The sequence below is a fragment of the Shimia sp. genome, from assembly GCF_022448905.1.
Classification (GTDB): domain Bacteria; phylum Pseudomonadota; class Alphaproteobacteria; order Rhodobacterales; family Rhodobacteraceae; genus Shimia.
The window spans coordinates 222,525-248,472 of the sequence record NZ_JAKVCW010000005.1 but is presented as its reverse complement, the minus strand read 5'-3'; the positions used below and the strand labels follow the sequence as shown (position 1 = coordinate 248,472).

20 protein-coding genes are annotated in these 25,948 nt (G+C 59.0%); 6 read left to right on the top strand and 14 right to left on the bottom strand.

Annotated features, from left to right (window positions below; genetic code table 11):
* Positions 1–10 precede the first annotated feature (10 nt).
* On the top strand, positions 11–1,078 hold the full coding sequence (locus tag MK208_RS07990) for a 3-carboxy-cis,cis-muconate cycloisomerase (RefSeq protein ID WP_294115691.1): 1,068 nt from the start codon (positions 11–13) through the stop codon (positions 1,076–1,078).
* Between the two features lie 12 nt (positions 1,079–1,090).
* Here the strand turns inward: MK208_RS07990 and MK208_RS07985 are convergent, their stop codons facing one another.
* The 4 genes from MK208_RS07985 to MK208_RS07970 form a co-directional block, all read right to left on the bottom strand.
* Complete coding sequence (locus MK208_RS07985) at positions 1,091–1,684, bottom strand: 3'-5' exonuclease (RefSeq protein ID WP_294115689.1); 594 nt, start codon at positions 1,682–1,684, stop codon at positions 1,091–1,093.
* A gap of 163 nt (positions 1,685–1,847) precedes the next feature.
* Positions 1,848–4,910, bottom strand: a complete 3,063-nt coding sequence (locus MK208_RS07980; RefSeq protein ID WP_294115687.1) for an efflux RND transporter permease subunit — start codon at positions 4,908–4,910, stop codon at positions 1,848–1,850.
* A gap of 11 nt (positions 4,911–4,921) precedes the next feature.
* Positions 4,922–5,935 (bottom strand): efflux RND transporter periplasmic adaptor subunit, encoded by a 1,014-nt coding sequence (locus tag MK208_RS07975; RefSeq protein ID WP_294115797.1) that lies wholly within the window; start codon positions 5,933–5,935, stop codon positions 4,922–4,924.
* Between the two features lie 32 nt (positions 5,936–5,967).
* The gene (locus MK208_RS07970) at positions 5,968–6,438 is read right to left on the bottom strand and encodes a MarR family transcriptional regulator (RefSeq protein WP_294115685.1); all 471 of its coding nucleotides are present in this window, start codon (positions 6,436–6,438) and stop codon (positions 5,968–5,970) included.
* 268 nt (positions 6,439–6,706) lie between these two features.
* On the opposite strand from MK208_RS07970, the gene MK208_RS07965 reads away from it, so the two are divergent.
* Entirely contained in the window at positions 6,707–8,986 is a 2,280-nt protein-coding gene (locus MK208_RS07965; RefSeq protein ID WP_294115683.1) for an ATP-binding protein, read from the top strand.
* A gap of 306 nt (positions 8,987–9,292) precedes the next feature.
* Here the strand turns inward: MK208_RS07965 and MK208_RS07960 are convergent, their stop codons facing one another.
* From MK208_RS07960 to MK208_RS07935, 6 genes are all read right to left on the bottom strand, one after another.
* Positions 9,293–10,393 (bottom strand): flagellar basal body P-ring protein FlgI, encoded by a 1,101-nt coding sequence (locus tag MK208_RS07960; protein ID WP_294115679.1) that lies wholly within the window; start codon positions 10,391–10,393, stop codon positions 9,293–9,295.
* An 8-nt stretch (positions 10,394–10,401) separates the two neighbouring features.
* Positions 10,402–11,412 carry a flagellin gene (locus MK208_RS07955; protein WP_294115677.1) on the bottom strand — a complete coding sequence of 337 codons (1,011 nt, stop codon included), beginning with the start codon at positions 11,410–11,412 and terminating at the stop codon, positions 10,402–10,404.
* Positions 11,409–12,866, bottom strand: coding sequence for a flagellar hook-associated protein FlgK (gene flgK / locus MK208_RS07950; RefSeq protein WP_294115676.1), 1,458 nt, complete (start codon positions 12,864–12,866; stop codon positions 11,409–11,411). Before flgK ends, MK208_RS07955 begins: the two co-directional genes overlap by 4 nt.
* Positions 12,867–12,907: 41 nt before the next feature.
* The gene (locus MK208_RS07945) at positions 12,908–14,215 is read right to left on the bottom strand and encodes a flagellar hook-basal body complex protein (RefSeq protein WP_294115674.1); all 1,308 of its coding nucleotides are present in this window, start codon (positions 14,213–14,215) and stop codon (positions 12,908–12,910) included.
* Between the two features lie 98 nt (positions 14,216–14,313).
* Positions 14,314–15,144: a flagellar motor protein MotB gene (locus MK208_RS07940; RefSeq protein ID WP_294115672.1), complete on the bottom strand. Its 831-nt coding sequence runs from the start codon at positions 15,142–15,144 to the stop codon at positions 14,314–14,316.
* A gap of 116 nt (positions 15,145–15,260) precedes the next feature.
* Positions 15,261–15,962, bottom strand: coding sequence for a lysophospholipid acyltransferase family protein (locus MK208_RS07935; RefSeq protein WP_294115670.1), 702 nt, complete (start codon positions 15,960–15,962; stop codon positions 15,261–15,263).
* 275 nt (positions 15,963–16,237) lie between these two features.
* On the opposite strand from MK208_RS07935, the gene MK208_RS07930 reads away from it, so the two are divergent.
* Positions 16,238–17,971: a BamA/TamA family outer membrane protein gene (locus MK208_RS07930; protein ID WP_294115669.1), complete on the top strand. Its 1,734-nt coding sequence runs from the start codon at positions 16,238–16,240 to the stop codon at positions 17,969–17,971.
* The gene (locus tag MK208_RS07925) at positions 17,971–21,399 is read left to right on the top strand and encodes a translocation/assembly module TamB domain-containing protein (protein ID WP_294115667.1); all 3,429 of its coding nucleotides are present in this window, start codon (positions 17,971–17,973) and stop codon (positions 21,397–21,399) included. The genes MK208_RS07930 and MK208_RS07925 overlap by 1 nt, the downstream gene beginning before the upstream one ends.
* A gap of 6 nt (positions 21,400–21,405) precedes the next feature.
* Here the strand turns inward: MK208_RS07925 and MK208_RS07920 are convergent, their stop codons facing one another.
* The 4 genes from MK208_RS07920 to MK208_RS07905 all read right to left on the bottom strand — a co-directional run bounded on the left by MK208_RS07920 (position 21,406) and on the right by MK208_RS07905 (position 24,083).
* A complete protein-coding gene (locus tag MK208_RS07920) occupies positions 21,406–21,963 on the bottom strand; it encodes a TetR/AcrR family transcriptional regulator (RefSeq protein WP_294115666.1) in 558 nt (185 codons plus the stop codon).
* Between the two features lie 171 nt (positions 21,964–22,134).
* On the bottom strand, positions 22,135–23,091 hold the full coding sequence (locus MK208_RS07915; protein ID WP_294115664.1) for a cysteine synthase family protein: 957 nt from the start codon (positions 23,089–23,091) through the stop codon (positions 22,135–22,137).
* Between the two features lie 197 nt (positions 23,092–23,288).
* Entirely contained in the window at positions 23,289–23,747 is a 459-nt protein-coding gene (locus MK208_RS07910) for a GNAT family N-acetyltransferase (protein WP_294115662.1), read from the bottom strand.
* A 60-nt stretch (positions 23,748–23,807) separates the two neighbouring features.
* Positions 23,808–24,083, bottom strand: coding sequence for a hypothetical protein (locus MK208_RS07905; RefSeq protein ID WP_294115660.1), 276 nt, complete (start codon positions 24,081–24,083; stop codon positions 23,808–23,810).
* A 223-nt stretch (positions 24,084–24,306) separates the two neighbouring features.
* Between MK208_RS07905 and MK208_RS07900 the strand changes: the two genes are divergently transcribed.
* Both MK208_RS07900 and MK208_RS07895 read left to right on the top strand, forming a co-directional pair.
* Complete coding sequence (locus MK208_RS07900; RefSeq protein WP_294115658.1) at positions 24,307–25,452, top strand: twin-arginine translocation pathway signal protein; 1,146 nt, start codon at positions 24,307–24,309, stop codon at positions 25,450–25,452.
* Positions 25,439–25,894, top strand: coding sequence for a MarR family winged helix-turn-helix transcriptional regulator (locus tag MK208_RS07895; RefSeq protein WP_294115655.1), 456 nt, complete (start codon positions 25,439–25,441; stop codon positions 25,892–25,894). The genes MK208_RS07900 and MK208_RS07895 overlap by 14 nt, the downstream gene beginning before the upstream one ends.
* The last annotated feature ends 54 nt before the right edge of the window (positions 25,895–25,948 follow it).

Genomic DNA, 25,948 nt, shown 5'->3' with positions numbered 1-25,948 from the left:
GGCCCTGACGATGAACCCGATGACCCACGCCGCCCATCTGTTTGGCCCGCTGTTCTCTGATCCTGAGAGCGAGGCGCTGTGGGACACCGCGCGGTTTGTCGACGGGTTTATCCAGTTTGAACGCGCCTTGGCCGAGGCGCTCGCAGAGGCTGGCGTGGTAGATCACGCCGTCGCGGCGGAAGCGGTGGAAGACATCAACAGCTTCCAACCGGACCTCGCGAAGGTCGCCGAAAATGTGGTGCAGGATGGCCTGCCCGTGCCGGAGTTTGTGCGTCAACTCAAAGCCCACGCGCGACCCTCCGCGCTCCCAGCCATTCACACTGGTGCCACCAGTCAGGATCTGATCGACACGGCGGTCTCGCTGATCCTGCGCGACGCGAACACGCGGTTTGAGGCGCAACTTGCGGGACTGCTGACAGCGCTCGACGCGCTCATAGGCAAATGGGGCGAGGCCACCATGATGGGCCGCACGCGCATGCAGACCGCTTTGCCCATCTCGGTATCAGACCGCATTGCCACTTGGTGCAATCCGCCAGCGTCTCACATAGACCGCCTCAAAGCGTTGCGCCCGCTCGTCGAAACCCTGCAATTTGGTGGCCCGGTGGGCAATCGCACCAGCCTCGCGCCGCATGGCGACGCCGTCGCCACTGCGCTGGCCAAAAACCTCAACCTCTCCAACCCCGACCGCGCCTGGCACGTCACGCGCGAAAGCCTAACCGACTACGCCAATTGGCTCTCAATGGTGACCGGCAGCTTGGGCAAGATGGGGCAGGATCTTGCTCTAATGGCGCAGCAAGGCGTGGAGGAAGCGCGCTTCTCCGGCGGCGGCACCAGCTCTGCCATGCCGCATAAACAAAACCCGGTGCGGGCGGAATTGCTGATCACCTTGGCGCGCTACAACGCCACGCAACTGCCAGCGATGCACCACGCCCTCGTGCATGAACAGGAGCGTTCCGGCAGCGCGTGGTCGTTGGAATGGATGGTCTTGCCCGCGATGGTGACCACCACAGCCACGGCCTTGCGACACGCCGACCAACTTATCCAAAGCATTGAGAGTATGGGACAATCTGCGCGGTAAGACTCTAAAGTCTCAGAACTCAAACGTCAGTTGCAGGTGTTTGATCTTACCGGTGATCTCTTCAATTGTGCATTTCAGCCGCTCTTCGGCCAACAGCACCACCTCCGCCGCCGCCCGTGCGTCTTCACCCGCGTCGTGGTGATGAAACTCAAGCCCCAGCGCCTTTTTCAGGTGACCAAGCCCATGCCCACCATTGCCGCGAAATTCGGGCCAGGCCTTGCGCGCGATCTTCACGCTATCGGCCCATTCCATCTTTGGCCCGTTTAGCCCCGCCGCACGACAGGCGGCTGTGATGGCCTTCTGGTCAAACCCGCTGTGCTGCACCATCAAATGCCGCGACAACAGCGGCATCATCCGCTGCCAGGCCTGCGCGAAACTCGGCGCGTCCCGCACGGTGCCCGCATCAATCCCTGTCAGCTCGGTGTTGAAGTCGGCAAATTCCTGATCCGGGTTGATGTAGGTCGAAAACGTCTCAATCCCGCCATCGCTGCGCACGCAGGCCAAGCCAATCTGGCTGATCGAGGCCGCATCGCGGTTGGCGGTTTCCACATCCAGCGCAATGAAACGGAACAGCCCATCGGGCAAAGGGGCATCAGGCAGAAACACAGCGTGCCTCCTGTCTTTGCGGTGCCATCACTCTCAAACTGCTGCGCAACATGTCTTTGTCTTGTGACTTCTCGCGGGCCGGGACCGCCCCTATGCCAGCTTAGCGCCAAAAACAAAAGGCCGCCCACATTGGACGGCCTCTCTATTTTAGTAGCGTTGCGCGTCAGGCGGGCGCGGCTGCCGCCGCCGCTTTCTTCTCGCGCCGCTCTTCTTTGCCAAAGAACACCAGATAGAACACCGGCGCCGCAATCAGCGTCAGGATGGTGGCAAAAGCCAGGCCGCCCATGATGGTGATCGCCATCGACACAAAGAACGCATCAGTCAACAACGGCGCCATGCCAAGGATGGTTGTGACCGCTGCCAGCATCACCGGCCGCAAACGCGACACGCTTGCCTTCACAATAGCGTCGCGCATCGGCAGGCCTTCGTCGCGCACAAAGTCGATTTCCTCAACCAGCACGATGCCGTTTTTGATCAACATGCCCGACAGGCTCAACAGGCCAAGCAAAGCGGTGAACGTAAACGGCATATCCGTACCCAACAGCCCCAGCACCACGCCGTTCACCGACATCGGCACCAAAAGCCAGATGATGATCGGCTGACGGATGGCGTTGAACAACAGCACCGAAATCAGCACCATGATCAACAGGCTCAGCGGCAGTTGTTTGCCCAGGCTTTCCTGTGCTTCCGAACTGTTTTCCAACTCACCGCCCCATTCCATCTTGTAGCCGACCGGAATGTCCATCGCCTCAATTGGCCCTGTGACCTGCGCCTGTACCTGTGCCGCCGTCAGGCCAGAGCGGATGTCCGCCCCTACCGTGATGGTCGCCACGCGGTCGCGCCGATGGATCAGGGTGTTTTGCGTCTCATGCACAAAGCCATCGACCATCTGTTCCACTGGCACAAAGCTGTTGGAGGTGGTGGAGTAAACCACCTGATCCACCAACCCAAAAGCCCCGTCCGCCTGTCGTCGCAGGATAATCGGGATCAGACGTTCGTTCTCGCGGAACTCGCCCGTGGTCAGCCCGTCGGTGGCAAATTGGAACATGTCAGCGATGTCTTCGCGGTCCACACCGGCGGTCTGCGCCCGCTCTGTTGCGTAGATCGGTTTGATCACCAATTCCTGCTCACGCCAGTTGGTGCGCACGCTGGTGATGTCCTCGGTGGTTTGTGTCAGCACCTCCGCCGCTTGGGTCGCCAATTGGCGCAGCACCACAGGATCACTACCGGAGAAACGCACCTGAATTGGGTCGCCGCCACCTGGGCCAAAGACCAGTCGCTTGGTGCGGAACTCACCTTCAGGCAAGGCCTCTGCACCAAAGGCTTCCAGGTCCTTTTGCAGCGGCGGGATCGCCTCAAGGTTTTCAGCCCGTACAATGATGTGGCCATAGCTTGGGTTGGCCTTCTCGGACTCATAGGTCAGCATAAACCGGGTCGCACCTTGACCGACAAAGGTGGCGTAGCTCACCACATCGTCGCGCTCCGCCAACCACTCTTCGAGCACCGCCATCTGATCCGACGTGGTCGCAATGGGCGTGCCCTGCTGCAGCTTGTAGTGCACAAAAAACAGCGGCGTATTGCTGTCCGGGAAGAACTGCTGCTTCATCAGGCCAAAGCCCGCGTAGCACACCGCCGTGACGGCAATGAGCCCCACAATCACCAACCACCGCAGCTTCAACGCCAGTCGCAGGCTTGCGCCATACATGCGGAAAATCAGCCCACCATAAGCGTCGCCCTCGCCACCGTTGCCTTGTTTAAACAGGTAGTGGCCAAGCATCGGCGTCACGGTCAGTGCCAGCACCCAGCTCAACAAAAGCGAAATGCCAATCACTGCAAACAGCGAGAACAGGAATTCCCCGGTCGCATCCGGGCTCAGGCCGATGCCCGCAAAGGCCATGATGCCAATGATAGTCGCCCCCAGAAGCGGAATTTGCGTCTTGCCCGAGGCCTCATCCGCCGCCTCTCGGCTGTTCTTGCCCTGCAGCATCGAAATCTGCATGCCCTCGGCGACCACAATCGCGTTGTCCACCAACATGCCCATCGCAATGATCAGCGCGCCAAGGGAAATCCGCTCCATCTCGATTGAAAACAGCCCCATAAAAAGGAAGGTGCCCACCACCGTCAGGAACAGGGTCACCCCCACCACCACGGCGGCGCGCCAACCCATGAAGACTGCCAGCACGGCAACCACAATGGCCACCGACATCGCAAGGTTGACAAGGAAGTCGTTGGAGGCTTTCTCCACCACCACGTGCTGTTGATAGATCGGGTGCAGCTCGACACCTGCGGGAATGTCCCCGGCCATCTGCGCCAGCTTTTCATCGACGCGCTTGCCCACCACCACGATGTTTTCCGTGGCAATGCCAGCGACACCAAGCGTGAAGGCCTCTTCCCCGTTGAAGCGAATGATCTGACGCGGATTGTCCACCCGATCCCGGAACACGCGGCTGGTGTCAACAAGGTTCACAACCTTGCCATCCTGGCCCAGCGACAGTCCCGCGATTTCCGATACCGTGTCGGACCCATCGGGCCGCATGATACGGGTGCGGGCACCGTCGATTGTCACGGTCCCGGCCGCATTCACCGCATCCGCATTGGCAATCGCACCCGCGATCGCGTTCAACGAGATGTTCTGGTTCACCGACAACGCCAGATTCGGCTCCACAAAGATCGCCTCTTCCGGCAGGCCTTGAATATCCACATCCGCCACGCCGTCCACGGTCAGCAATTCTCGCCGCAGGAACGTTGCCAGCTCATGTTTCTCCGCGTCGGAAAAGCCCTCGGCGGTCACGCCAAGGAAGATGCCAAACACATCGCCAAAGCTGTCATTCACCAGTGGCGTGCTCACCCCGGTGGGCAGATGCCGCCCCGCGTCCGCCACCTTGGCCCGCAGCCGTGTCCAAACCTCGGGCAGTTCATTGCCGTCATAGGTCGATTTGATGTGCACATCGATCTGCGACACACCCGGCTGGTTGATCGAGGTGATGTAATCCACCTCTTCCATCTTCTGAATGGCAGATTCCAGAGGTTCGGACACCTCAATCGCCACCTGCTCCGATGTGGCGCCCGGGTATTGGGTGACAACAACCGCCTGTTTGATGGTGAAGGCCGGGTCTTCCAGCCGTCCCAGGTTCAAAAAGCTGACCGCACCGCCGATCAGGAAGATCAGGATGATCATCCATGTATAGATCGGCCGATCAATGGATCCGCGTGCAATATTGACCATCGCCCGCGCCCTCAGTTGACAAAGCCGACAAAGCGGCGCACGGCTTGGCCGTCACTCAAGGCACCGCCACCGGTCAGCACCACTTCGTCACCGTCGTTCAGGCCCGCATTGATACGTACCATGCCCGCTGTGGCCGGTTCGCTTTCCACGGCCACCCAGGTCACTTTGCCTTCGTCGCCGCCCTTTGGGTCAAACCGCATCACACCAGTTGCGCCTTTGTCATCCACCACAATCGCCGTTGGCGGCACCAAAATGCCAGAGGAGGGTTCCGCCGCGCTCACAGTCACGGTTACGGACGAGCCCGGCAGGATCACTTTGCCTTCTGGCGGTGTCATGCCAAAGGTGATGCGGAAAGTCTGGCCCACGCTGCTGGTCTCCGCATCAAATTCGCGGATTTGCAGGTCAAACTCCTCGTCATTTCCGGGGAAACGCGCCTTGATGGTCACGTTCTGCTCATTGCCCGCGCGTTGGAACAGGATCTCCGGCACATCCACTTCAATGCGCAGTTCGCTCAGGTCGTGAATCCGTACCACCGGGCTGCCCGCGCTCACGGTGGTGAACAGCTCCACATTGCGGCTGGACACCAGCGCATCAAACGGCGCTGTCAACGTGGCATGGCGCAAAGACCACTCGGCGTTCTTCACCGCAATCTGCGCCAAAGACGCCTGCGTTTCCGCGTCGTCCAGAGTCACTTGGCTCACCGTGTTGCCGCGCAGCTTGTTGAGACGCTCCACCGTGCGATCTGCCTGTTCTTTCTGCAAAATCGCCTGATTGAGTTGCAGCTCAAAGATCTCCAGATCCAGCCGCGCAATCACATCGCCTTCGCCAATATTCAGACCTTCGGTCACCGGGAAGTCGACAATCTGCCCGCCAACCTGAAACGCCAAATCCACTGACTGACGCGCCTTCACCTGACCAAAGAACTGCCGCTCAAAGGCCACCGGCGCTTCGCTCACCACCATGAGTTTCACCGGCTTCAACACGTCTTGTGCTAGGGCTGCGACCGCGCCACTCACCGAGATCATCGCCGCTGTGGCGCAGACTTTTCCAAACTGTTTCAGCATTCTTTTTCCTCCAACAACCCGGCCGCAACAGCACCGGGCATGGCCTTTACAGCCAATTTGGCAAACTGGGAGATTTCATCGACGGTCATGCCGCAAATCTCGCGGAACCGGAGCTTGACTGCGTCCATCAACGTGGCTCGCGCGGCCAGCCCATCCGGGGTCAATTCTAACACAAGCGCGCGCCGGTCCTTTGGATCACGGTTTCTCTCAACAAACCCGCGCGCTTCCAACGCGTCCGCCACCGGTGTGATCGCCGAGGGAATACAGAAGGTGTCCTCCGCCAAAACCCCCATGCGTTTGGGCCGGTCCATAAACACCAGAATCCGCCGTTCCATTTTGGTGAGGGGCGGGTCGATGTTGATGTCTTCCAGCTCCGCCTCAATCTGGTTGAACAGGGCAAAGACACCGATGATCGCCAGAAACTCATCCGGCAGATCGGTGTTGGAAAATAAGTCGTCGGGCACGCGCGAATCCCTAGGGTATTTCAGTTTCTGAAATATCCAAATACAGAAGCTTTATGAACAAACAAGGGGCAAGGCTGCAAAATGCATGCAGGGTCGACACATCTATTCGACTGATATGGGGGACAATACCTGCAACACGACACCGGTAGAACACGCATGCTTCTCGAAAATTTTATTAGAAGTCATAGCGTTACGTCCTCACCTGAGTGATTAAATTAACACTGTCACGGTATGCATGCTTCACCAAAGACTATGTGGTACGTGAACTATGGTGGCAGACCCCGGACAACAGTTGCGACGCTCGGCCAAGCTGGCAGCCCGCCAGCGCGGTCTATTGGTGCAATATGCATCAGAGCGTGTGCGCGCTCTGAAACAGCGTACCGTGATTTACTCCCTGGGTGCGTTGATGATCGTTCTGGCCACCGGACCAGTTGTTGGGGGATGCGCCACAGCCATGCTGCTCATCGGCGAAGCGGTCGACATGTGGGTGCTGCGGCGTATTCCAGCACGCCTGCGGGCCGGAGAAAGCCATGCCGCCCTTCTGCGGGCCGCGGTGATGAGCGGCGCGTTTCAAGCCATCTCGATGTTCCTTGCTACGACGCTCTACGTGGTCGTGATCGGCAAAGAGGCTTCGATCATGGGAGTCGCAGGGGTGCTGGGCATGGGCATTGTCAATGGCGCGCTCATCCTGCCGACCAACCCCAAATTGGCCATCTTCAAGATGGGTCTGTTTGTCCTAACACCCCTATTTCTACTGGTGCTGCAAGCGATCCGCTTTGGCGGCGAAATGGCGATGCCGCATGTGAATGTGCCGGAACTGATGGTGGTCATCAGCATGGGCTATATGTGCTTTTCCTTTGTCAAAGCCGGCGTGGATAACTTCCGCAAAACCGAAGCCCTGCAAAACAGCCAGAAAAACCTCACCGCCGCCAATGACGCGCTCAGCAAGCATCGCAACGAGTTGCAGCGCCTGTCCATGGTGGCGCGCAAAACCAACGACGCGGTGATCCTGTCCAATCCAGCGCAGGAAATCGAATGGGTGAACGAGGCTTTTACCACCCTGACAGGCATCCCGGCCAAGGACATCATTGGCAAGCCCACCAGCCTTTTGGCTCAGCTCACAAATGCGGACACCGACATCACCAAGAAAGTAGCCAAGGCGATGCGGACGGGTGGAGACGGAAAAATTGAGGTGCGTCACAAGCTCGCAGACGGCCGCGAACGCTGGGGTGAAATGCAGATGCTGCCGGTGAAAAACGCCGATGACGAAGTGGAGTTCTTTGTCACCATCGCCCGCGACATCACAGCCATCAAAGACCACTCAAACACCATGCGTAAGGCCCGCCAGGCCGCCGAAGAAGCAGCCCGCACCAAGGCTGATTTCCTGGCCAACATGAGCCATGAAATCCGGACACCGCTCACCGGCATCATCGGCATGGCCGACCTGCTGTCGGACACCGAACAGACCGAAGAGCAGGATGACTACACCAAAACCATCATTGGCTCTTCGCGCAGCCTGCTGACGATCATCAACGACATTCTCGACCTGTCCAAACTGGACGCAGGCAAGTTGCAGATCACCAACAGCATATTTGACACCCGCGCCTGCTTCAGGGAAACGCTGCGCCTTTTGGAAACTGCCGCCTATGACAAGGGCATTGGACTTAACCTGCACATCGCCGAGGATGTGCCCGCGCACCTCTTTGCGGATGACGTGCGCCTGCGCCAGATTGCAACCAACATCATCGGCAACGCCACCAAATTCACAGAATTTGGTAAAATTGACGTAGATGTATGGATGGACGGTCTCGACGAAGATGACAGCATGGCGGCGCTGACCCTGAACTTTGCCGTGCAGGACACCGGCATCGGCATCCCCAAAGACAAGCTTGCCGCCATTTTTGACGAATTTACTCAGGCCGAAACCTCCACCACCCGCCGTTTTGGCGGCACCGGTCTGGGCCTCTCGATCTGTCGCATCCTGACCGAACGCATGGGTGGGGAAATCTCCGTCACCTCCGAGTTTGGCGAAGGCTCTCGCTTCCAGGTGAGCCTGCCCGTTGAGCTGCCTCCGGCAGGAGCGCCACAATTGACCGAAGCCAAGGCCACCGAAGTGCTGGACTATGACGCCTTGGACCTCGCCGGCCTCAATGTGCTTGTGGCCGAGGACAACCGAACCAACCGCTTGCTGGTCGCCAAATACCTGGAGAAACTGCCGATCACTCTAAGCTTTGCCAATGACGGCTATGAAGCCGTAGAGGCCACGCTGGAAACACCGCCAGACCTGATCTTCATGGACATGTCGATGCCAAATATGAGCGGGATCGAAGCCACAGAAGCCATTCGCGCCAGCGCCGTTCACCAGCCGCGCATCGTGGCGCTGACCGCCAATGCGTTTGAGGCGGAAAAACGCGCCTGTTTGCAAGCTGGCATGGATGATTTCCTCACCAAGCCCATCCGCCGCGCCGATCTGGTCGACTGCTTGCTGCGCCACGTGGGTCACCGCAACACGCCTTCCTCGGCCGTACAGTCGGCGCTTCAAGCCTGATCGCCTTACCTTGTCAAATTCTCAGCTCATGAACCCTCTGCACGCCCTGTTTGGACGCGTGTTGTCGACTGAGTGCCGCCTATCCTCCCACTTCCAGACAACCTAGTCTCTGACTCCAGAAGGCAATTAAGCCAGCCGCGCACGGCAACAAAATGGCACGCCCCGATTGGCGACACTCCAGATCTCCGGCCCCACTCTCAGAGCTTCTCACCTCCCGGCGGGCTGCCGGCGCGCCCGCCTTGCGCGCATCAAAAAAGGGCGACATGCCCTAACATGCCGCCCCTCGCGCGTGTCTTGTTGTGTGGCTTAGCGCACAATGAACTCCGCGTGCAGCGCACCCGCCGCTTTGATGCTCTTGAGGATGTCGATCATATCGCGCGGGGCCACTCCCAGCGCGTTCAGACCTTCGATCACTTCACTCAGCGACGTGCCCATCGGCACCTCGGCGAGGCCAATGCCTTCATCCTCATCAATCTCCGCCTCGGTGCGCGGCACCACCACGGTTTCGCCATCGGCAAACGGGTTTGGTTGCACCACCAACGGGGTTTCTTGTACCCTGAGCGTTAGGCCACCTTGGGAGACCGCCACACGGGAAATCCGCACATCGTCGCCCATCACAATGGTGCCGGAACGTTGATCGACCACCACGCGGGCCTTGCGTTCGGGCTCCACAGAGATGTTTTCAATCTGGCTCAGCGCATGAGCTGGAGAGGGCTGATTGGTGCGATCGATATCTACCTGCACGGTGCCCGCATCCAGCATCAGTGCCACACGGCGGCCATAGCTTCGGTTGATCGCTTCCTCAATCCGACCGGCTGTTGTGAAATCCGGCTCCCGCAACGCCAGACGCATGTTGGTCAGCGTGGAAAAATCGAAGTCGATCTCTCTCTCAATGCGGGCGCCGGAGGGGATCACACCCGACGTGGGCACGCCCTTGACGACGCCGCCGGCCTCGCCTTCGGCTGCCACGCCCCCTGCGATCACCGTGCCCTGGGCGACTGCGTAGATCTCACCATCGGCAGCATTCATCGGCGTCATTACCAATGTGCCGCCCAAAAGGCTTTTGGCATCGCCAATTGCCGAAATGGTCACATCCACCGTGCCGCCTGCGCGGGCAAAGGGCGGAAGCGTTGCGGTTACAAACACCGCCGCCACATTTTTGGGACGCATGTTCTCGCCGGTGATGTTCACACCCAACCGTTCGAGAATATTGCTCATAATTTCTTCGGTAAACGGCGCATTCCGCAGCCCGTCCCCGGTTCCGTTCAGGCCAACCACCAAACCGTAGCCAACCAGATCATTGCCTCGTACACCGTCAAATTCTACCAGATCTTTGATCCGGATCGGCGCTGCTGCTGCCATGACTGGCATCAGTACGAGGAGCAGTAGCATTCTTGCTAAGCCCATGAGATCATTCACCTTACATAGTTTGCCAACGTGAGTTGGGAGAGACGGGCCGTGATCGTGTAGACCATCTCAAGTTGCACCTGCACGGCCTGCAGCTTGCCCGCCACATCCGTTTGGTCCGCAGAGAGCAGATCGCTCTGCGTCATCAGCATCGAGCTGCGCGACAGAGAATTCTCCGCCATCGCATTCTCGACACGTTCCTGGTTAAAACCGATGTCCGCGCGCACGCTTGTCAGGTTGTCCTGACCAGTCAAAAGCCGCTCACCGGCAATTTCCATCAGCTGTTTCTGCTCGGTGAGGTCCAGGTTCAGGCCCGGATCCAAGGCCAGCGCGGCCAGTGCGGAATCGCGCATCGCTTCGCGCAGCTCTGTGCTGTCGGCGCGGACATTAAAGTCCGCCGACTGGTTGTCGTTCAGGCGCATCGGTGCCAGATCGTTGAGAGATCCGGTGTAGGCACCGGTTTCAAAGCCACCTCCAGCGGACATGAAATAGTCATCCACCGCGGTCACAATGTCGGAAATGGTGGCCGACCCTGCAACAGCTGCAGAAATCTGCGTCATCATACTGTTGGCATCAACCAACGGCGCGCCATCGGTGGCGGTGCCCGCAAAAAGAGAGCGGTCCGCCACGCGCCCGTTCAACGCGCTGACAATTGCCTCAAAATCATTGCGGGCGGTTTTGGCCACACTGACCACAGACGCCGAGAGGCCGGATTCGGAGGCAGACAACAGATCGCGGCCCAGATCACCGGTCACGGTTTGGATCTGATCCAGAGTGGACTGCGCGGTTTCCAGAAACAGCGACGCGTCTTTGGCCGCAATGTCATAGCCTTCCAAAACGGTTAGCTGACGCTCCACACCCGCAAGCATGTTGAAATCGCCTTTTAACGCCTTCGCCACATCCGCCTTACGGCCCGAGCCCAGCTCATAAGCCAGCCGGTTGAGGTCCTGCTTAACCGAAGTTGTGCGGCGCGTGTTCATCATGTGCTGCGCCATGTCACCTATCGATGTAATGGTCATCCGATCCTCAACAGTTCTTGCATCATTTCATCCACGGCCTGAATCAGCTTGGCGTTGGCGGCGTAGGATTGCTCCACCAGCATCAGCATTTGCAGCTCCTGATCGGTGTCCACACCATCGAGCAGTTCCATCTCCTCAAGTGAGTTGAGGCGCGCAGAGGCAAAGGCCATATCCTGGTCGCTCTGCACACGGGCACCAGCCACGCTGGAGAGGAACTTGCCGCTCATCTCGCTCATGGAGACAGCCTTGCTGCCATAGCCGCCCGACACAGGCACAACCTGCTCCTTCATCGCGTCCAGCATACGGTTCAAATGGGTTGCATCACCGGAATCGCCCGGCGCTGCAGCGCCCAAACCGTCGCGCAACCGCCAGGTTTCCCCGGCACCGTCAATGTCTACCAGATTGTTCAGCTCCAGACGCCCGGCCAGGCCAACCTCGTTGGCGGCGGTAAACGCCAGACCCGCGTCGGTGAAAATCCCCGGGTCCCCTGCGCCGAGCGTCGGATCCATCGTCGGATCCTGAAAACGCTCCACAAGGTTACGCGCGGCAGCATCCAGATCAGCCTGAGCCTGGGTGCCAAATTCATCGCGAATCGCAAACTGAGCCCCAATGGCGCCACCGGCCAGCGCACCTTTGTCGCTGTCGATACGCATCGGGTAGCCGTTGATCGAAATGCCGTTCAGCAGGCCATTGGCCTCGGTCATATGCGGCTCAACTGTGCCCACCTCGGTGAACTCGATTGTTGCCGCTTTGCCGTCCAGCAACACCGCGCCATTGGTCGTATAGAGCGCCACGCCACCGCGATCACGCGGGGTCAAACGCACCGGCACCAACTCGCCAATCTGGTCAATCAAAACCTGGCGCTGATCTTCTAGCGAGGCGGTTTCCTGACCCTGGTTGATCGCCAGAGAAATCTTGCGGTTCACCTCTTCGGTTTCTTTCAGCAGGGAATTCAGACTATCCACCATATTGCCGATGTTGGTGTCCGCCTCGGTGCGCATTTTCTGAATGCCGTCAGAGGCGTCATTAAACGCATTGGCGATGCGCTCAGCATCCTGAGACATATTGGCCAGACGAATGTCACTGTCCGGCGCACCCGTGGCCATCGCCATGGAGCTTTCAAAGGTCGCCACCACACCAGACAGACTGGTCGGATCATCTGGCGTGCCCACCATGCTTTCCAGTCGATTGTAAAAAGCGCTTGTGCCGTTTGCCAATGCGGAGCCCGCATCCGCCAAACGACGTTCCGCGATGGTCACTGGGTTCACGTGGCGCGACGTGCCCTCCAATTTCACACCACCGGAATAGCCGTAAAGGGCGGCAGATTGATTGAGGGACCGCCGCCCATAGCCTTCGGTCATGGCATTGGAGATGTTGGAAGACACCACTTCTGCCCGGCGCGCTGAGGCCGTCAGTCCAGTAAGTGCATTGGACAGAGCGCTTGAAATGCTCATGGCTTATCCTTTCCGGCCAACTACGGCCTCGGCGCGGCTAGTTAGCGTTTGATATTGGTGGTTTCTTGCAGCATCTCATCCACGGTCTGAATGACCTTGGCGTTGGTGCTGTAGGCGCGCTGAGTCTGGATCATATCGGTCAGCTCACCCGCCACATCGGTGGCCGATTCTTCGCGGACATAAGACAGAAGCTCACCAGACGGGCCGGTGCCGGCATCCCACATAAAGAACGGACCACTTTCATTGGATGGCACGTAGGTCTGGAAGTCCAAAGAGATGTCCAGGCCGTTAGGATTTGGCACATCCACCAGCGGGATCTGCGCAATACGGCGCGTGATGCCAGTGTCAAAATACGCAAAGACATAGCCATTGTTATCGACCTCAACAGAGGTCATTGAGCCCACGGGGGCGCCGTCTTTATCGATGTTGAGTGGTGCATAGTCGTCACCCAACTGACTCATGCCACCTTCGGTACCAATCATGCCAATGCTGAACTCCAACGGACCACCGGCCACGTTGAGAATTGCACTGCCGGTCAGCGGGTCGTACGCACCGCCGGGAGGATTGGACACGACGTTCTGCAACAAGCCACTGGAGGTACGACCATCATCAAAGGTCATGGTGTAGTCGCCGATAATCGCGCCGCCGGACGCCGAATCGCGGATCACCATGTTCCACTCATTGGAAGCACCTGCCGCTGGCACGGTTGGCGTAAACTCAATGTTCAGAGTTTCAGCCTGACCAAGGTTGCCGTGATATTCGATGCTCAACGTTTCCATGGTACCCGCAGCACCCGCCACGGTGGAGGTTGCTGGCAAGTTCACACCCAGATCAACCGAGGTCGTCGGAGAACCTACCAACTGAGATGTCAAAAGGCGAATCGGGCTCAACCCCGTATCGGTATCACGCGGATAGTTTGGAATCGTGCCATCAGCGTTCGCAGGCCACCCCATCAAGCTCAGACCCGCTTCAGAAACCAGATAGCCATCCTCATCCGGACGGAAAGACCCAGTTGTGGCCAACATCATCTGAGGGCTGGTATCGCCTGCTTTGATCGATGTGGCAGCGGCCACAGGAAGGAAGCCACGACCACGCACCGCCAGATCGGTCGGGTTGGTGGTTGGCGTCAACGAGCCGCCTTCATCAATCAAACGGCGGGAGGTCGCCTGCACGCCGCCTGCGGAATATTTACCACCACTGGCACCGGTCACCATAGACTGGAAATCAGTCTCAACCCGGCGATAGCCATAGGTCGCAGAGTTCGCGATGTTGTCAGAGATGGTCGCCAGACGGGTGGCATTGGCATTGAGCCCGGCCACACCGGCATTAAGCGAAGAGGAAATCGACATGGTACGCCTTTCTGCTGTATCAATTCGGTCGTCGTCTGCTTGGTTACGACAATCGGAATTAACAGCGGCCTAACGGCGTACCATATTTCCTTTTAGCTTCAGCGATCCTTTCTCAGCAGGATGATCTCAATCCTGTTGTTGCGCAGGTCCCGCGGCACATTAGACACCGGTTCGCGATCCGCGTGACCCGTCACTCGTGCCACCCGTTCAGTCTCCAAACCATGGGCCTCCATCAGCTTCCGCAGCTCATTTGCGCGAATCGATGACAGCTGCCAACTTGGATTTTCCCGCACGGTAATCACACTGGTGCGCACATGGCCTTCCACCGCCACGTCATTGGTCACCATGTTGGACACCTCTGCCAGCACCTTGGCCAAATCAACCAGAATGGGCATCGGCACCGCGCTCTTGGGCTTAAACAACCGCTGGTCTTCGGAATCAAAGATCTCGATCACCAGACCTTCGTCGGTCAAACGAGTCACCACATGCTTGAGCAAATTATCCGCCAGCAGGCTTTCACCACCGCCACCAATCAGCATGTCTTCGACGGTTTCAAACTCGGCGTTTTCGCCTTTGCTGCCGGGCTGTTCAAACTCAACCGGATCCGGATTCTCTTTCAACGCCGTTGGCAAACCACCCACGCCGGTTTGCGACAGGATATTATGCTCCTGCACGCTGTCACCGCCAAACATGGCGTTGCCGCCACCGGACACTTTGTTCAATGGCACCGTTGGGCTGAAGAATTCTGCAATCCCCAGCCGTTGTTGTTCGGTTGTCGCGTTGATCAGCCACATCAGCAAAAAGAATGCCATCATGGCGGTCACAAAATCCGCGTATGCAATTTTCCACGCCCCACCGTGGTGTCCGTCGCCTGCGATGACCTTCTTACGTTTAATGATCACCGGAGCGCCGTTGGAACTATCAGCCATCGCCGTCACCCTTTTTCTCACCCTGACAACGACACCTAAACGCCAGCTCTTACCCCCACCTTAACATATGGAATACATGAGAAATTTTAGGGATTTTCCTACGGCTGCAAACCGCTCTAATCTGCCAAATATCCGCTCAAAATTTGCATAAAATCGCGCCGGTCCAAACCGGCCTCAATCGGTGGTCCAATCTGCAGTTCGACTGTGCCTGGAAACTTCAACCAACTGCCATGCGGCCACACCGCGCCAGAGTTCAACCGGACCGGCACTGCTGGCACACCGGCCAGTTGATACAGCACCCCAACCCCGGCTTGCAGGGCATGCGCTTCCTGACGACGTGTGCCACTGGGAAAAATCACCAAACTCCGGCCATCTTTCGCCGCTGCTGCCCCCGCACGAAACCCCGCGCGCATTGCATCCGCGCTTGCCCCGGCCGTCACCGGAATATGACCAAACTTGCGCACGACCGGGCCAAACACCGGATAGGAAAAAATTGGCGCTTTGGCGTACATCACCGGATGATCAAACAGCACTTGGAAAAACAACGTCTCCCACGTGCTCTCATGCTGAGATGCGATCAACACAGGTCCCTCGGGCAAGCTGTCCCGTCCCTCAAGCCGAAGCTGGATGCCGCACACTCTGCGCAGCAGCCACAACAGGACCCGCAGATAGCGATCCACAATGGCATAGACGGTCCTGCGTGGTCCGCGCAGCGCAGGCCAACACAACAAAAAAGGCACCGCCGCAACACCGGCAAGCACATAAAACAAAAGGCTTCGTACTAAGACGACGGGAAGAAACTGTTGTAGCCCTGGCATAAGAATTCTCATGACAATGTGCCTCAGTCTTACGCGGTGATATCGCCTTTGCATAGCTTCCCTTCGCCGATCCTCGGAGAAGTATGTGAATGCTGTCTGGCCACGGAGTCACGCTTGGTCTAGTCTACCGCTAAGGGGCAACGTTCTGCCTGTTGCCCGAGCATTTTGAAGAGTTTTTGGCGCGCATGGGGGATGCTTTGCAGACAGGCGCACGACGGGTCCTTTTTTCGGGCAAGGCCACGCTGTTGGCCACAACCCTGTGCGCCGGGCTGGCCATGCCTGCACAGGCATTTGACATCCAACTGACCACCTCAAACGGCGACGAAGCTCTGCAAGAACGCTTGCTGGCCGCGACCCTGACCTCTGCCGCCAAAGAAGAAGGCAGCAGTGATCCGCAGGACATTATTGCCGCCGCCCAATCCGATTATCGCCGCTTGGTCAGCACGCTCTATTCCTTGGGGCACTTCAGCCCCAATGTGTCTATCCGTGTGGATGGGCAAGAGGCGCACAACATCTCCCCCTTCGCCACCAAATCCTCGGTTGCGCAGGTGGTGTATCAGGTCGACCCCGGTCCCAACTTCAAGTTTGGCAACACCAAAATCGCGCCGATAGTTCCAGCCACAGAGCTGCCAGAGGGCTTTGCCCCCAACCAACCCGCCAGCCTGCCGGAAATCGAAAAAGCCGCCCGCGCGGGGGTAGACGGCTGGCGCGACGAAGGCCACGCCAAAGCGAAAGTCAGCGATCAGAGCATCACCGCCGATCATCGCAAGGCCACGCTGGACGTTGATCTGACCATGGATCCCGGCCCCAAGCTAACCTTTGGCAAACTGATTTATGACGATCAATCCAACGTGCGCCCGGAACGGGTGCGTGAGATCGCCGACCTGCCGGAAGGCGAAACCTTCAGCCCGCAATCCGTGGCCCAGGTCACATCGCGTCTGCGCCGCACCGAAACCTTCCGCACCATCGATCTGCGCGAAGCGGATGAGCCCAATCCAGACGGCACGCTGGATATGGAACTCGCTCTGGTGGACAACCCACCACGCCGAATTGGCTTTGGTGCAGAACTCGAAAGCCGCGACGGCCTAAGCCTCTCGGCCTATTGGATGCACCGCAACCTCAATGGCGGTGCGGAAAATCTGCGTTTTGATTTTGCCATCGAAAATCTCGGTGCGCAGAACAGCGGCGTGAACTACATCCTTGGCACACGCTACTCCCGCCCGGCCACTTTTGGCGCCAACACCGCGCTGACATTGGGCGCCGAACTCAAGCAAGAAGACGAAGACCTCTATTTCTTGCGCAGCCTGTCTTTGGGCGTTGGCGTGAAAACCATCCACTCAGACCGCTTTGAAACCACAGCTGGCCTGGGGCTTTATTTCTCTGACGTGGACGACAACTACGGCGAACGCAAATTGCATCTGATTGGGGTGCCGGTGACCACCAAAATGGACCGGCGCGACAACATCGCCAACCCGACACGCGGTTACTACATCGAAGGCAACGCCTTCCCATATTATGGCTACGCCGAAGCGGACAGCGCCCTCTACCTCAAAGGCGATCTGCGCGGCTATCGTGGCTTTGGGGCCGACAACGGCGTGATCGCCGCGGGCCGTTTGCAATTTGGCACCATCCTGGGGCCGTCCATCCGCAACACCCCGCCCGACCTGCTGTTCTACTCCGGTGGCGGCGGCACGGTGCGTGGTCAGCCCTATCAGTCCAACTTTGTGACCGTGAATGGCATCGATAGCGGCGGCCTGTCCTTCTTGGGCCTCTCCGGCGAGATGCGGGTGAAAATCAACAACCACTTCTCCGCCGTGGCCTTCTATGACGCCGGGTTTGTCGGCGAGAAGTCAGACTTCAGCGGCGACGGCAAATGGCACTCGGGTGCCGGTCTGGGCGTGCGCTACAACACCGGCTTTGGCCCGCTGCGCCTTGACCTTGCCGCGCCGGTAGAAGGCGACACCGGTGATGGTCTGCAACTCTACATCGGGATTGGACACGCTTACTGATGCGGTATCTTGCGCTTCTCCTCTGCCTGATCTGGCCGCTGACGCTTTCTGCTCAAGATGCGGAACAGCAAGAGGCCAGTGACGAAGACAAAGGCATGCTGACCAACTTCCTGGAGGATGCCCTGTCCGGCGAAGGCCGCACGGTTGAGGTGATCGGCCTCAAAGGCGCGATCAGCTCCAACGCCACGGTCGAAGAGATTCGCATGTCAGACGCCGATGGCACCTGGCTGACCATGCGCGGCATGACGTTGAACTGGAACCGCCTCGCCGTGCTGCGCGGCAACATCAACGTCAACGAGCTGAGCGCCAACGAAATCATCCTCGCCCGCGCCCCGGCCCCAAATCCAAGCGCACCACCCACGGCAGAAGCCACACCTTTTTCGCTGCCTGAACTGCCTGTAAGCATCAACATTCAGTCCCTGAAGGCTGACCGCATCACTCTGGGTGAGAGTTTTCTGGGCGAAGAGCTCAACCTCTCCCTCACCGCGCGCCTGATCCTCGAAGGCGGCAGCGGCGAGGCGCTCTTGTCCGCCGCACGGCTGGATGGCCCCGCCGCGCGCTTTGCTCTGGATGGTGCCTTCTCCAATGAAACGCGCCAACTGCGCATAGACCTGCAAGTACACGAAGACGCCGGTGGACTACTGGTGACTCAGGCCAAAATCCCCGGCGAGCCGCCCATGGCGCTCACTGTTTTGGGCGAAGGTCCACTGGATGATTTCATCGCCGACATTCTGTTGACCAGCGACGGCGAACAGCGCCTCGCAGGCTCTGTGGAACTGGCCACCGAGCCCGGTGCCACACCGGAAGATACGGCTACACAAGTGGTGCGCGCCGATCTGGGTGGCAACATGGCGCCGCTCTTTGCGCCAGACTACAAAGACTTCCTCGGGGAAAACATCGGCTTCAGCACCCTGCTGCGCCGCTTTGGGGATGGACGCATCACGCTGCAACAGCTTCTGCTCAGCTCCCGCTCCCTAAACCTGAACGGCGAAATGGCGATAGACGCAAACGGTCTGCCAGACAGCTTTGATCTCGACATCCAACTGCGCGACGATACCGGCAAGCCCGTGCTGCTGCCGCTCAAGGGCCCCAAGAATTACGTGCAAAGCGCCGAACTGGCGGCGAAGTTCAACCATGCGGACGGTGATCGCTGGACTCTCAGCGGCACCATGGATGAGGTGCAAACCGACACGCTCACGCTGGCCCGCGTGGCCCTGTTTGGCGAAGGCACCCTTCAAGAACAGCCCACGCCACATGTTGAGGCGCAGCTTCAAATGGGCATGCGGGGATTGGAACTGTCTGACCCGGATCTCGCAACGGTGGTCGGCTCCAACGGCGGCTTTCAAGGCGACGTGGTCTGGGAAAAAGACAAAGGGGTCAAGTTGTCCAACTACAGCCTGCGCACCAACAGTCTAGGATCGCAGGGCAACGTGCATGTCACCGGCAGTGGTCAGGACCTGACCATCGACACCGATGCCACGCTGGAAGTCGCCGACATCTCGCTGTTCTCCCCCTTCGCCAAGCGCGATCTCAGCGGCCGCCTGTCCGCGGGGCTCAACGGCGCGGTACTGCCAATTTCCCAAGGCTTCGACCTGACCCTCAGCGCCACCGGACAGGACCTCGCCATTTCGGACGACCGCGCGGACGCTTTGCTGGCGGGTGAAAGCACGCTGAAAATCTCGGCCAAACGAGACGAGACTGGCATCACCCTGCGCGAGGCAGACGTGAAAACCGCCCAACTCTCCGCGTCCGGGTCTGGCACCCTTGCCAGCCAAAACAGCGACCTCACCTTTGAGGCCTCACTCAATGAGGTCGCACTGCTGCTCGAAGGCGTGAACGGCCCCGCCACCGCCAAAGGCCGCGCCGTGCAAACTGGTGCGGACTGGGCCTTTGACCTGTCCGCCACCGCCCCGGCTCAGACCACCGCCACCATCCGCGCCACCCTGCCGCAATCTGGCAATGGCGCAGCCGACGTGGACCTGGAGATCGGCCAAGTGCAGGTGTTTGTGCCCGAACTTCCGGGCAAAGCCCGCATCCAAGCCTCCGCGGAACAAGCCTCCAACGGCTGGCAAGTTGCTTTCAACGGCACCGGCCCGTTTGACACCCGCGGCACAGGCAAGGGGCTGATTGATCCGGCAGGCAGCGCCAGCGATTTTGAAGTAAGTGGCACCGTGCCGCTCGCCGCCGCCAACGTCTTCCTACAACCCAACTCCATTCAAGGCATCGCGAACTATGACCTGCGCCTCAGGGGCGCGTTGGGACCACAAGCTGTCACCGGTACGGTCACTCTGGGTGGCGCCCGGTTTGTGCTACCGGATTTACGGGTCGCTTTTGAGGACATTCGCGGCACGGTTGGCCTCAATGGCCGCGCGGCAGACCTCAACATCACCACGCAGTTTTCGGGCGGTGGCCAGATCGGCGTGAATGGCAACGTCGCCCTCGCCCCGCCGTTCTCCGCCAACCTGCCGGTCACCCTGACCGACATCATCATCCAACAAGGCCAACTTCTGAAAACCGAGGTGGATGGCACCATCACCCTCTCCGGCCCCCTCACCGGTGGCGGCAACATCGCGGGTAACATCGTGCTCGGCAAAACCGACATCCACGTCACGCCGGTTGGACTTGCAGGCGCAGGGCCGATCCCCGACATCCGCCACATCAACGAGCCGTCCAAAGTGCGCCTGACTCGCGACCGCGCGGGCCTCATCGCCAAGGAAAAAGGCGGCTCTTCCGCCCCCCCCTTCGGGCTCGATATCAACATTCAAACCGGCGAACGCATCGCTGTGCGTGGCCTTGGCCTGAATGCGGACTTCAATGGCGGCATGCAAATTGGCGGCACCACCAATGACATCCGTCCCAATGGAGAGATCGACCTGATCCGCGGCCGTCTGTCGTTCCTGTCCAAAAACTTCGAACTGGACGAAGGCCGCATCTCTATGTTGGGCGATTTGGTCCCGACAATGCGCGTGGTCGCAATTTCTGAGCAACCCGACGCCACCATCTACGTGATTCTGGATGGCCGCCTCGACGACCCCAAGATTGAACTGGAAAGCGATCCGGACCTGCCCGAAGACGAGGTGCTCTCCCAACTGCTGTTTGGCCGCGACCTCTCCAGCATCTCCGCGCTGCAGGCCGCGCAACTGGCCGCCGCTTTGGCGCAACTCTCCGGCGCAGGCCCACAAGGCCCGCGTTTGGGGGAAAACTCAGGCTTGGATGACCTGGGACTGACCTTCGACGAATCCGGCACGCCCGGTTTGCGCGCCGGCAAATACATCAATGAAAACGTATACACAGAGGTCGGCGTGGACAGCACAGGCAAAAGCTCGATCAGCCTCAACCTCGACGTCACCGATAGCCTGACGGTAAAGGGCAAGGTGGGCTCAGATGATGACACCGGCATCGGCATCTTCTTCCAGCGCGACTATTAATCCAGCTTAGGCCTCCGTCCGCACCCCGTGCAGACACAGCCTATGCACCAGTTCCCGCATCTCATCGGTCAGCGTCACGCCCAGCGAGCGCTGCCATTTTAACGTATTGCGCACGCCACCACCGATGTAGCCGCCAATCACCCCCACATCGCCTGCAATCACCCAGCCCTCGTCCTGCAACTGCCGCAGCAGGCCCGCGATGAAATCAGATGTCCGGTTGAAACTGTCGAGCACCTCGTCACGCGGCAACAACGGCACATTGGACAGGTACTCATGCAGGTCGGCGTGGTTTTCATTGTACCAAACAAAGTCAATCTGACGATCAATGTAGGCCTTCAGCCGCTCTGTTGCAGGCAAGCTTGGATCATCGCCCGCCACCAAGGCCTGCTCCACAATCGCGCCCAACTCTTCATAGACCGCACGGATCAGCACATCTTTGTTTTCGAAATGATTATAGAGCGAGCCGGTCGCAACTCCGGCCTGCTTGGCAATCTTACTCATCGACGCTTGTGTGCCATGTGCCACCAGCATCGCTGCGGTGGCGTCTAAAATCTTCTCGCGCATGTGGCTCGGTGTCCCGTTGGCTTACTTTATTGGCGCAGTGAACAGATGTTCACTTTGCGACATGCACCCTAGGCGGAGCGGCTTGCGCAAACAAGACCCTCGTCAGGCCCCAATAAAACTTGATTCAATGTATATTGGATACATTTATTGAGCGTCGAGAGGTGCTGGCTCCTAGCCCCACAAATCCGTCGACAGATATTTGAGTCCGCTGTCACAGATCACCACCGCAACAACGCCGCCTTTCTCTGGCCCCGCCAAAAGCTGCAACGCCGCAGCGACATTGGCCCCGGCAGAGAACCCACCAAAGACACCCTCTTCCTTTGCCAAAGCCTGCGCCGTAGCCCGCGCCGTCTCGCCATCCACGGTCAGGTAGCCGTCAACAGATACATCTTGCAGGAAGTCCAACGCTGCCATGCTGTAGCCCCCGCCCTGGATCGGATGATCCGGCGCGGTGACCTCTGCACCAGCCAAAGCCGCCGCGCCCTCCGGCTCCACCAAATAGCCGCGCACCTCCGGGTTCTTGGCCCGAAGCCCCGCAATGGTCCCGCCATACGTCCCCCCCGAGCCCGCGAAATCCGCAAACGCCGTGACCATGCCATCACTGTCCACCCAAATTTCCGGGGCGGTGGTTTCATAATGCGCCGCCGCATTGCCTACGTGATGGAACTGATCCGCTCGAAACGCGCCACGCGCCGCCACAATCTCCCGCGCCACGCGATCCACCTCCGCCAAATCCGCGCCAGACACCTGCCCCAGCGTCGATCCCGGCAACTGATCCACCAGAACCACCTCAGCGCCCAGCGCCGCCATCATCCGCGCCCGCTCCACCGAGTTGCCCCGGCTCATCACCGCCACAAATGGAAAGCCCATCAGCCCGCAGACAATCGCCAACCCCGTACCCATATTGCCGCTGGTCAGTTCCACCACGGTCTGACCCGGGCGCAACGATCCATCCGCAACCGCCCGTTCAATAATACCCTTGGCCGCCCGGTCTTTCTTGGAAAACCCCGGGTTCAGATAATCCAGCTTCGCCAGAATACGCCCATTAAGCCCTCGCGCCGCCACCATGCGATCCAACCACACGGACGGCGTCCCGCCAATCACATCCAACATTGAGTTTGCAGCCACGTGAAATCCCCAATCTACCAATGGTCTTTAAAAACGCTCTAAGGCCGCCCCATCCAACAAGTGTTCTCCGCAAACGTTCCGTCCGGCTGCCGCAACCGTTCAAATCCCATCGCTTGCCAAAAGGCGATACCCCCGTCATTCTTCGGGTCCGCGCCAATATGCACCGGCCCCACACCCAATGCCTGCGCCGCAGTCAGCTAGGTGTCAAACAGCCGCCGCCCCAACCCGCCACCGCGCGCTTCCGGCATCAAGTTCATGTGCATGTGCGCCGGATATGGATCGACCACATAGTCCGGTGTGGGCACCGGATGGTGAATCCAATCGGCCCGCTTCTCATCCTCGGACCACGCTGCCCGCTGCTCCACATCAGGGGCCGGATATTTCCCCCGCAAAGTGGGCCACCATATCTCCTCAAGCCGCGCCTCATAGGCTTGGCTGTCGACCACGCCACAGACATAGCCCTCGACCTGCCCGTCAACCTCAGCGAGAAACACCAACTCCGGCGCCAAAACCACGTAAGGCGCCGTGTAAATATGTCCGAGCATTTTAGGATCTTGATACAGGGGCGTTGCATCTTTACCGGCCACGCCGGTTTGCACAACCACCTCATAAAGCCGCTCTTGATCAGCCAAAGTTGCCGGTCGGATCACACCCATGTCCTGCCTCCTGAAACGCAGAACCGTTGTAGCAACCTCACACGTTTTACGCGAGAACTCTTACGCCCGCTGCGGCATCCAACGCTGGAAAGCACCCATTCCAGCGCCCAGAATAACACCAAGTCCGAAGGCGCCAGGAGCACCGATGTCAAACCGGAACGGCGAGATGATGCCCTGCGGGGCAAAGAACGCAAATCCAAAGGCCGGCACCGCGGCCAACAAAAGCAACATGAACCCGGCGCTGGGGTCTTTGCGGTTGATATTCCGTGCCACCATCTGGGCTCCCAGAGCCGCAGGCAGGGCAATCACAAGTGCAACGTAAAGCACATAGAGCATGTCAGAAGTCTCCTTTTGCGGAGCGATGGCGAGCGCCTTGGCTTTGGCCTCTCGGAGGCGGGACCGTGTCTCCTTTCCTCAATCCGTAAATGGGAATGCTGCCCCCGTTTTTCAATAGTACGCTTGTTAAATTTCTTTCGCGACACCCCCTAGGCGGGCTCCCCGCTTGACTTAGTACGATTTCGCACTACTTAGTACGATATCGCACAAACTGAGGTCACCTATGAACATCACCCGTCGAAAAACGCTCGCCCTGATTGGCGGCGGTGTCATCACCGCAGCCGCCGCCACCGGATATGCCGTAACCCGCAGCCCTTCGGAGGCCCTCGCGCCTTGGGACTTGGCCGGAACCTACTCAGACCCCCGCAAAAAAGCCCTGTCCTTCGCGCTGCTGGCGCCCAACCCGCACAATCGCCAACCATGGATCGTAGATCTTTCCAAAGACAGCGAAGTCACCCTGTTTGCCGATCTGACCAAGCTGCTGCCCGAAACCGATCCGCTGAACCGCCAAATCACCATTGGGTTGGGGTGCTTCCTTGAGATTATGCGCATGGCCGCCGCGCAAGACGGCTATGGCATTGACCTCACGCTCTTCCCCGAAGGTCAAAACGACTCTCATTTGGACACACGCCCCATCGCCCATGCGGTCTTCACCAAAGACGCCAGTCAAAAACCCGATCCGCTGTTCCAATACGTTATGGCCCGCCGCTCCAACAAGGAGCCGTTTGACACCTCCCGTGCCGTCATGCCCGACGCGTTGGCTCAACTGGCCAGTGCAGTTGGCCATGGCGTACAGTTTGGCGGTTCCGTGGATGCTCAAGACGTCGCAGAACTGCGGGACCTCACCCACACCGCGCTTCAGATCGAGGTCGAAACACCCCACACTTATCAGGAAAGCGTGGATCTGTTCCGCATTGGCCATCGCGAGGTCAACGCCAATCCCGATGGCATCGACTTCTCCGGCCCTCTGTTTGAAACGCTACACCTCACCGGCCTGTTCACCCGCGAAACTGTGACGGACACCACCTCTACAGCCTATAAATCCGGTCTCGACGCCGTCTTTGCCAACACCGACACCGCCATGGGGCATGTTTGGCTGGTTACGGAAACCAACACCCGGCAGGATCAAATCATCGCTGGTCAAAGCTGGGTACGGGTCAATCTGGCCACAACCGCCCTTGGCCTCGGCCTGCAGCCGCTGAGCCAGGTGCTGCAAGAATACCCCGAAATGGACAGCCCCTATCAGACCATTCACAACCGCCTTGCGCCAAACGGCGGAACGGTTCAAATGCTGGGACGTATCGGATACGGTCCCCAGGTGGCGCCGAGTCCACGTTGGCCATTGGAGGCAAAGATTGCCCAAACCTGAGCAGACAATCCCAACTATTTTTCGCTTCTTCAACGAAGTGGGGATTATCAATCAGCTCTCAAGCCGCCTGTTTGAAACCCGTCTGCCGGACGGGTTTCTGGTGTCTCATTTCACTGTGCTCAATCACCTGACACGATTGGGCGACGGGCGCACGCCAATGGACATCGCCACTGCGCTTCAGGTGCCCAAAACCTCTCTGACCCACACCCTGTCTGGCCTCAGCAAAGCCGGGTTGATCACACTGGAGCCCAATCCCAAAGACGCGCGCTCCAAATGTGTCATGCTGACAAAAGCAGGGCGGCAATTCCGAGAGGATGCCATCACCGCACTTGGCCCAGACCTGATGGATGTGGCGGAACACTTCCCGCCAGAACGCATTGCCGAAGCCCTGCCGCTGCTCGAAGAAATCCGCGCCTTCTTAGACAAACGCCGAGACGACTGACCACAGCACAGACAGCCGCCCACTCTTCTCCTTCCCCAAATATCCTGGGGGAGT

Excerpts from the sequence above, each read along its gene's own strand:
- MK208_RS07960 (WP_294115679.1), bottom strand. The coding sequence starts at position 10,393 with ATGGGCTTAGCAAGAATGCTACTGCTCCTCGTACTGATGCCAGTCATG.
- flgK (WP_294115676.1), bottom strand. The coding sequence starts at position 12,866 with ATGAGCATTTCAAGCGCTCTGTCCAATGCACTTACTGGACTGACGGCC.
- MK208_RS07900 (WP_294115658.1), top strand. The coding sequence starts at position 24,307 with ATGAACATCACCCGTCGAAAAACGCTCGCCCTGATTGGCGGCGGTGTC.
- MK208_RS07965 (WP_294115683.1), top strand. The coding sequence starts at position 6,707 with ATGGTGGCAGACCCCGGACAACAGTTGCGACGCTCGGCCAAGCTGGCA.
- MK208_RS07940 (WP_294115672.1), bottom strand. The coding sequence starts at position 15,144 with ATGGCTGATAGTTCCAACGGCGCTCCGGTGATCATTAAACGTAAGAAG.
- MK208_RS07925 (WP_294115667.1), top strand. The coding sequence starts at position 17,971 with ATGCGGTATCTTGCGCTTCTCCTCTGCCTGATCTGGCCGCTGACGCTT.
- MK208_RS07930 (WP_294115669.1), top strand. The coding sequence starts at position 16,238 with ATGCCTGCACAGGCATTTGACATCCAACTGACCACCTCAAACGGCGAC.
- MK208_RS07905 (WP_294115660.1), bottom strand. The coding sequence starts at position 24,083 with ATGCTCTATGTGCTTTACGTTGCACTTGTGATTGCCCTGCCTGCGGCT.
- MK208_RS07955 (WP_294115677.1), bottom strand. The coding sequence starts at position 11,412 with ATGACCATTACATCGATAGGTGACATGGCGCAGCACATGATGAACACG.
- MK208_RS07975 (WP_294115797.1), bottom strand. The coding sequence starts at position 5,935 with ATGATCTCGGTGAGTGGCGCGGTCGCAGCCCTAGCACAAGACGTGTTG.
- MK208_RS07910 (WP_294115662.1), bottom strand. The coding sequence starts at position 23,747 with ATGGGTGTGATCCGACCGGCAACTTTGGCTGATCAAGAGCGGCTTTAT.
- MK208_RS07920 (WP_294115666.1), bottom strand. The coding sequence starts at position 21,963 with ATGCGCGAGAAGATTTTAGACGCCACCGCAGCGATGCTGGTGGCACAT.
- MK208_RS07935 (WP_294115670.1), bottom strand. The coding sequence starts at position 15,962 with ATGCCAGGGCTACAACAGTTTCTTCCCGTCGTCTTAGTACGAAGCCTT.
- MK208_RS07990 (WP_294115691.1), top strand. The coding sequence starts at position 11 with ATGAACCCGATGACCCACGCCGCCCATCTGTTTGGCCCGCTGTTCTCT.
- MK208_RS07945 (WP_294115674.1), bottom strand. The coding sequence starts at position 14,215 with ATGTCGATTTCCTCTTCGCTTAATGCCGGTGTGGCCGGGCTCAATGCC.
- MK208_RS07980 (WP_294115687.1), bottom strand. The coding sequence starts at position 4,910 with ATGGTCAATATTGCACGCGGATCCATTGATCGGCCGATCTATACATGG.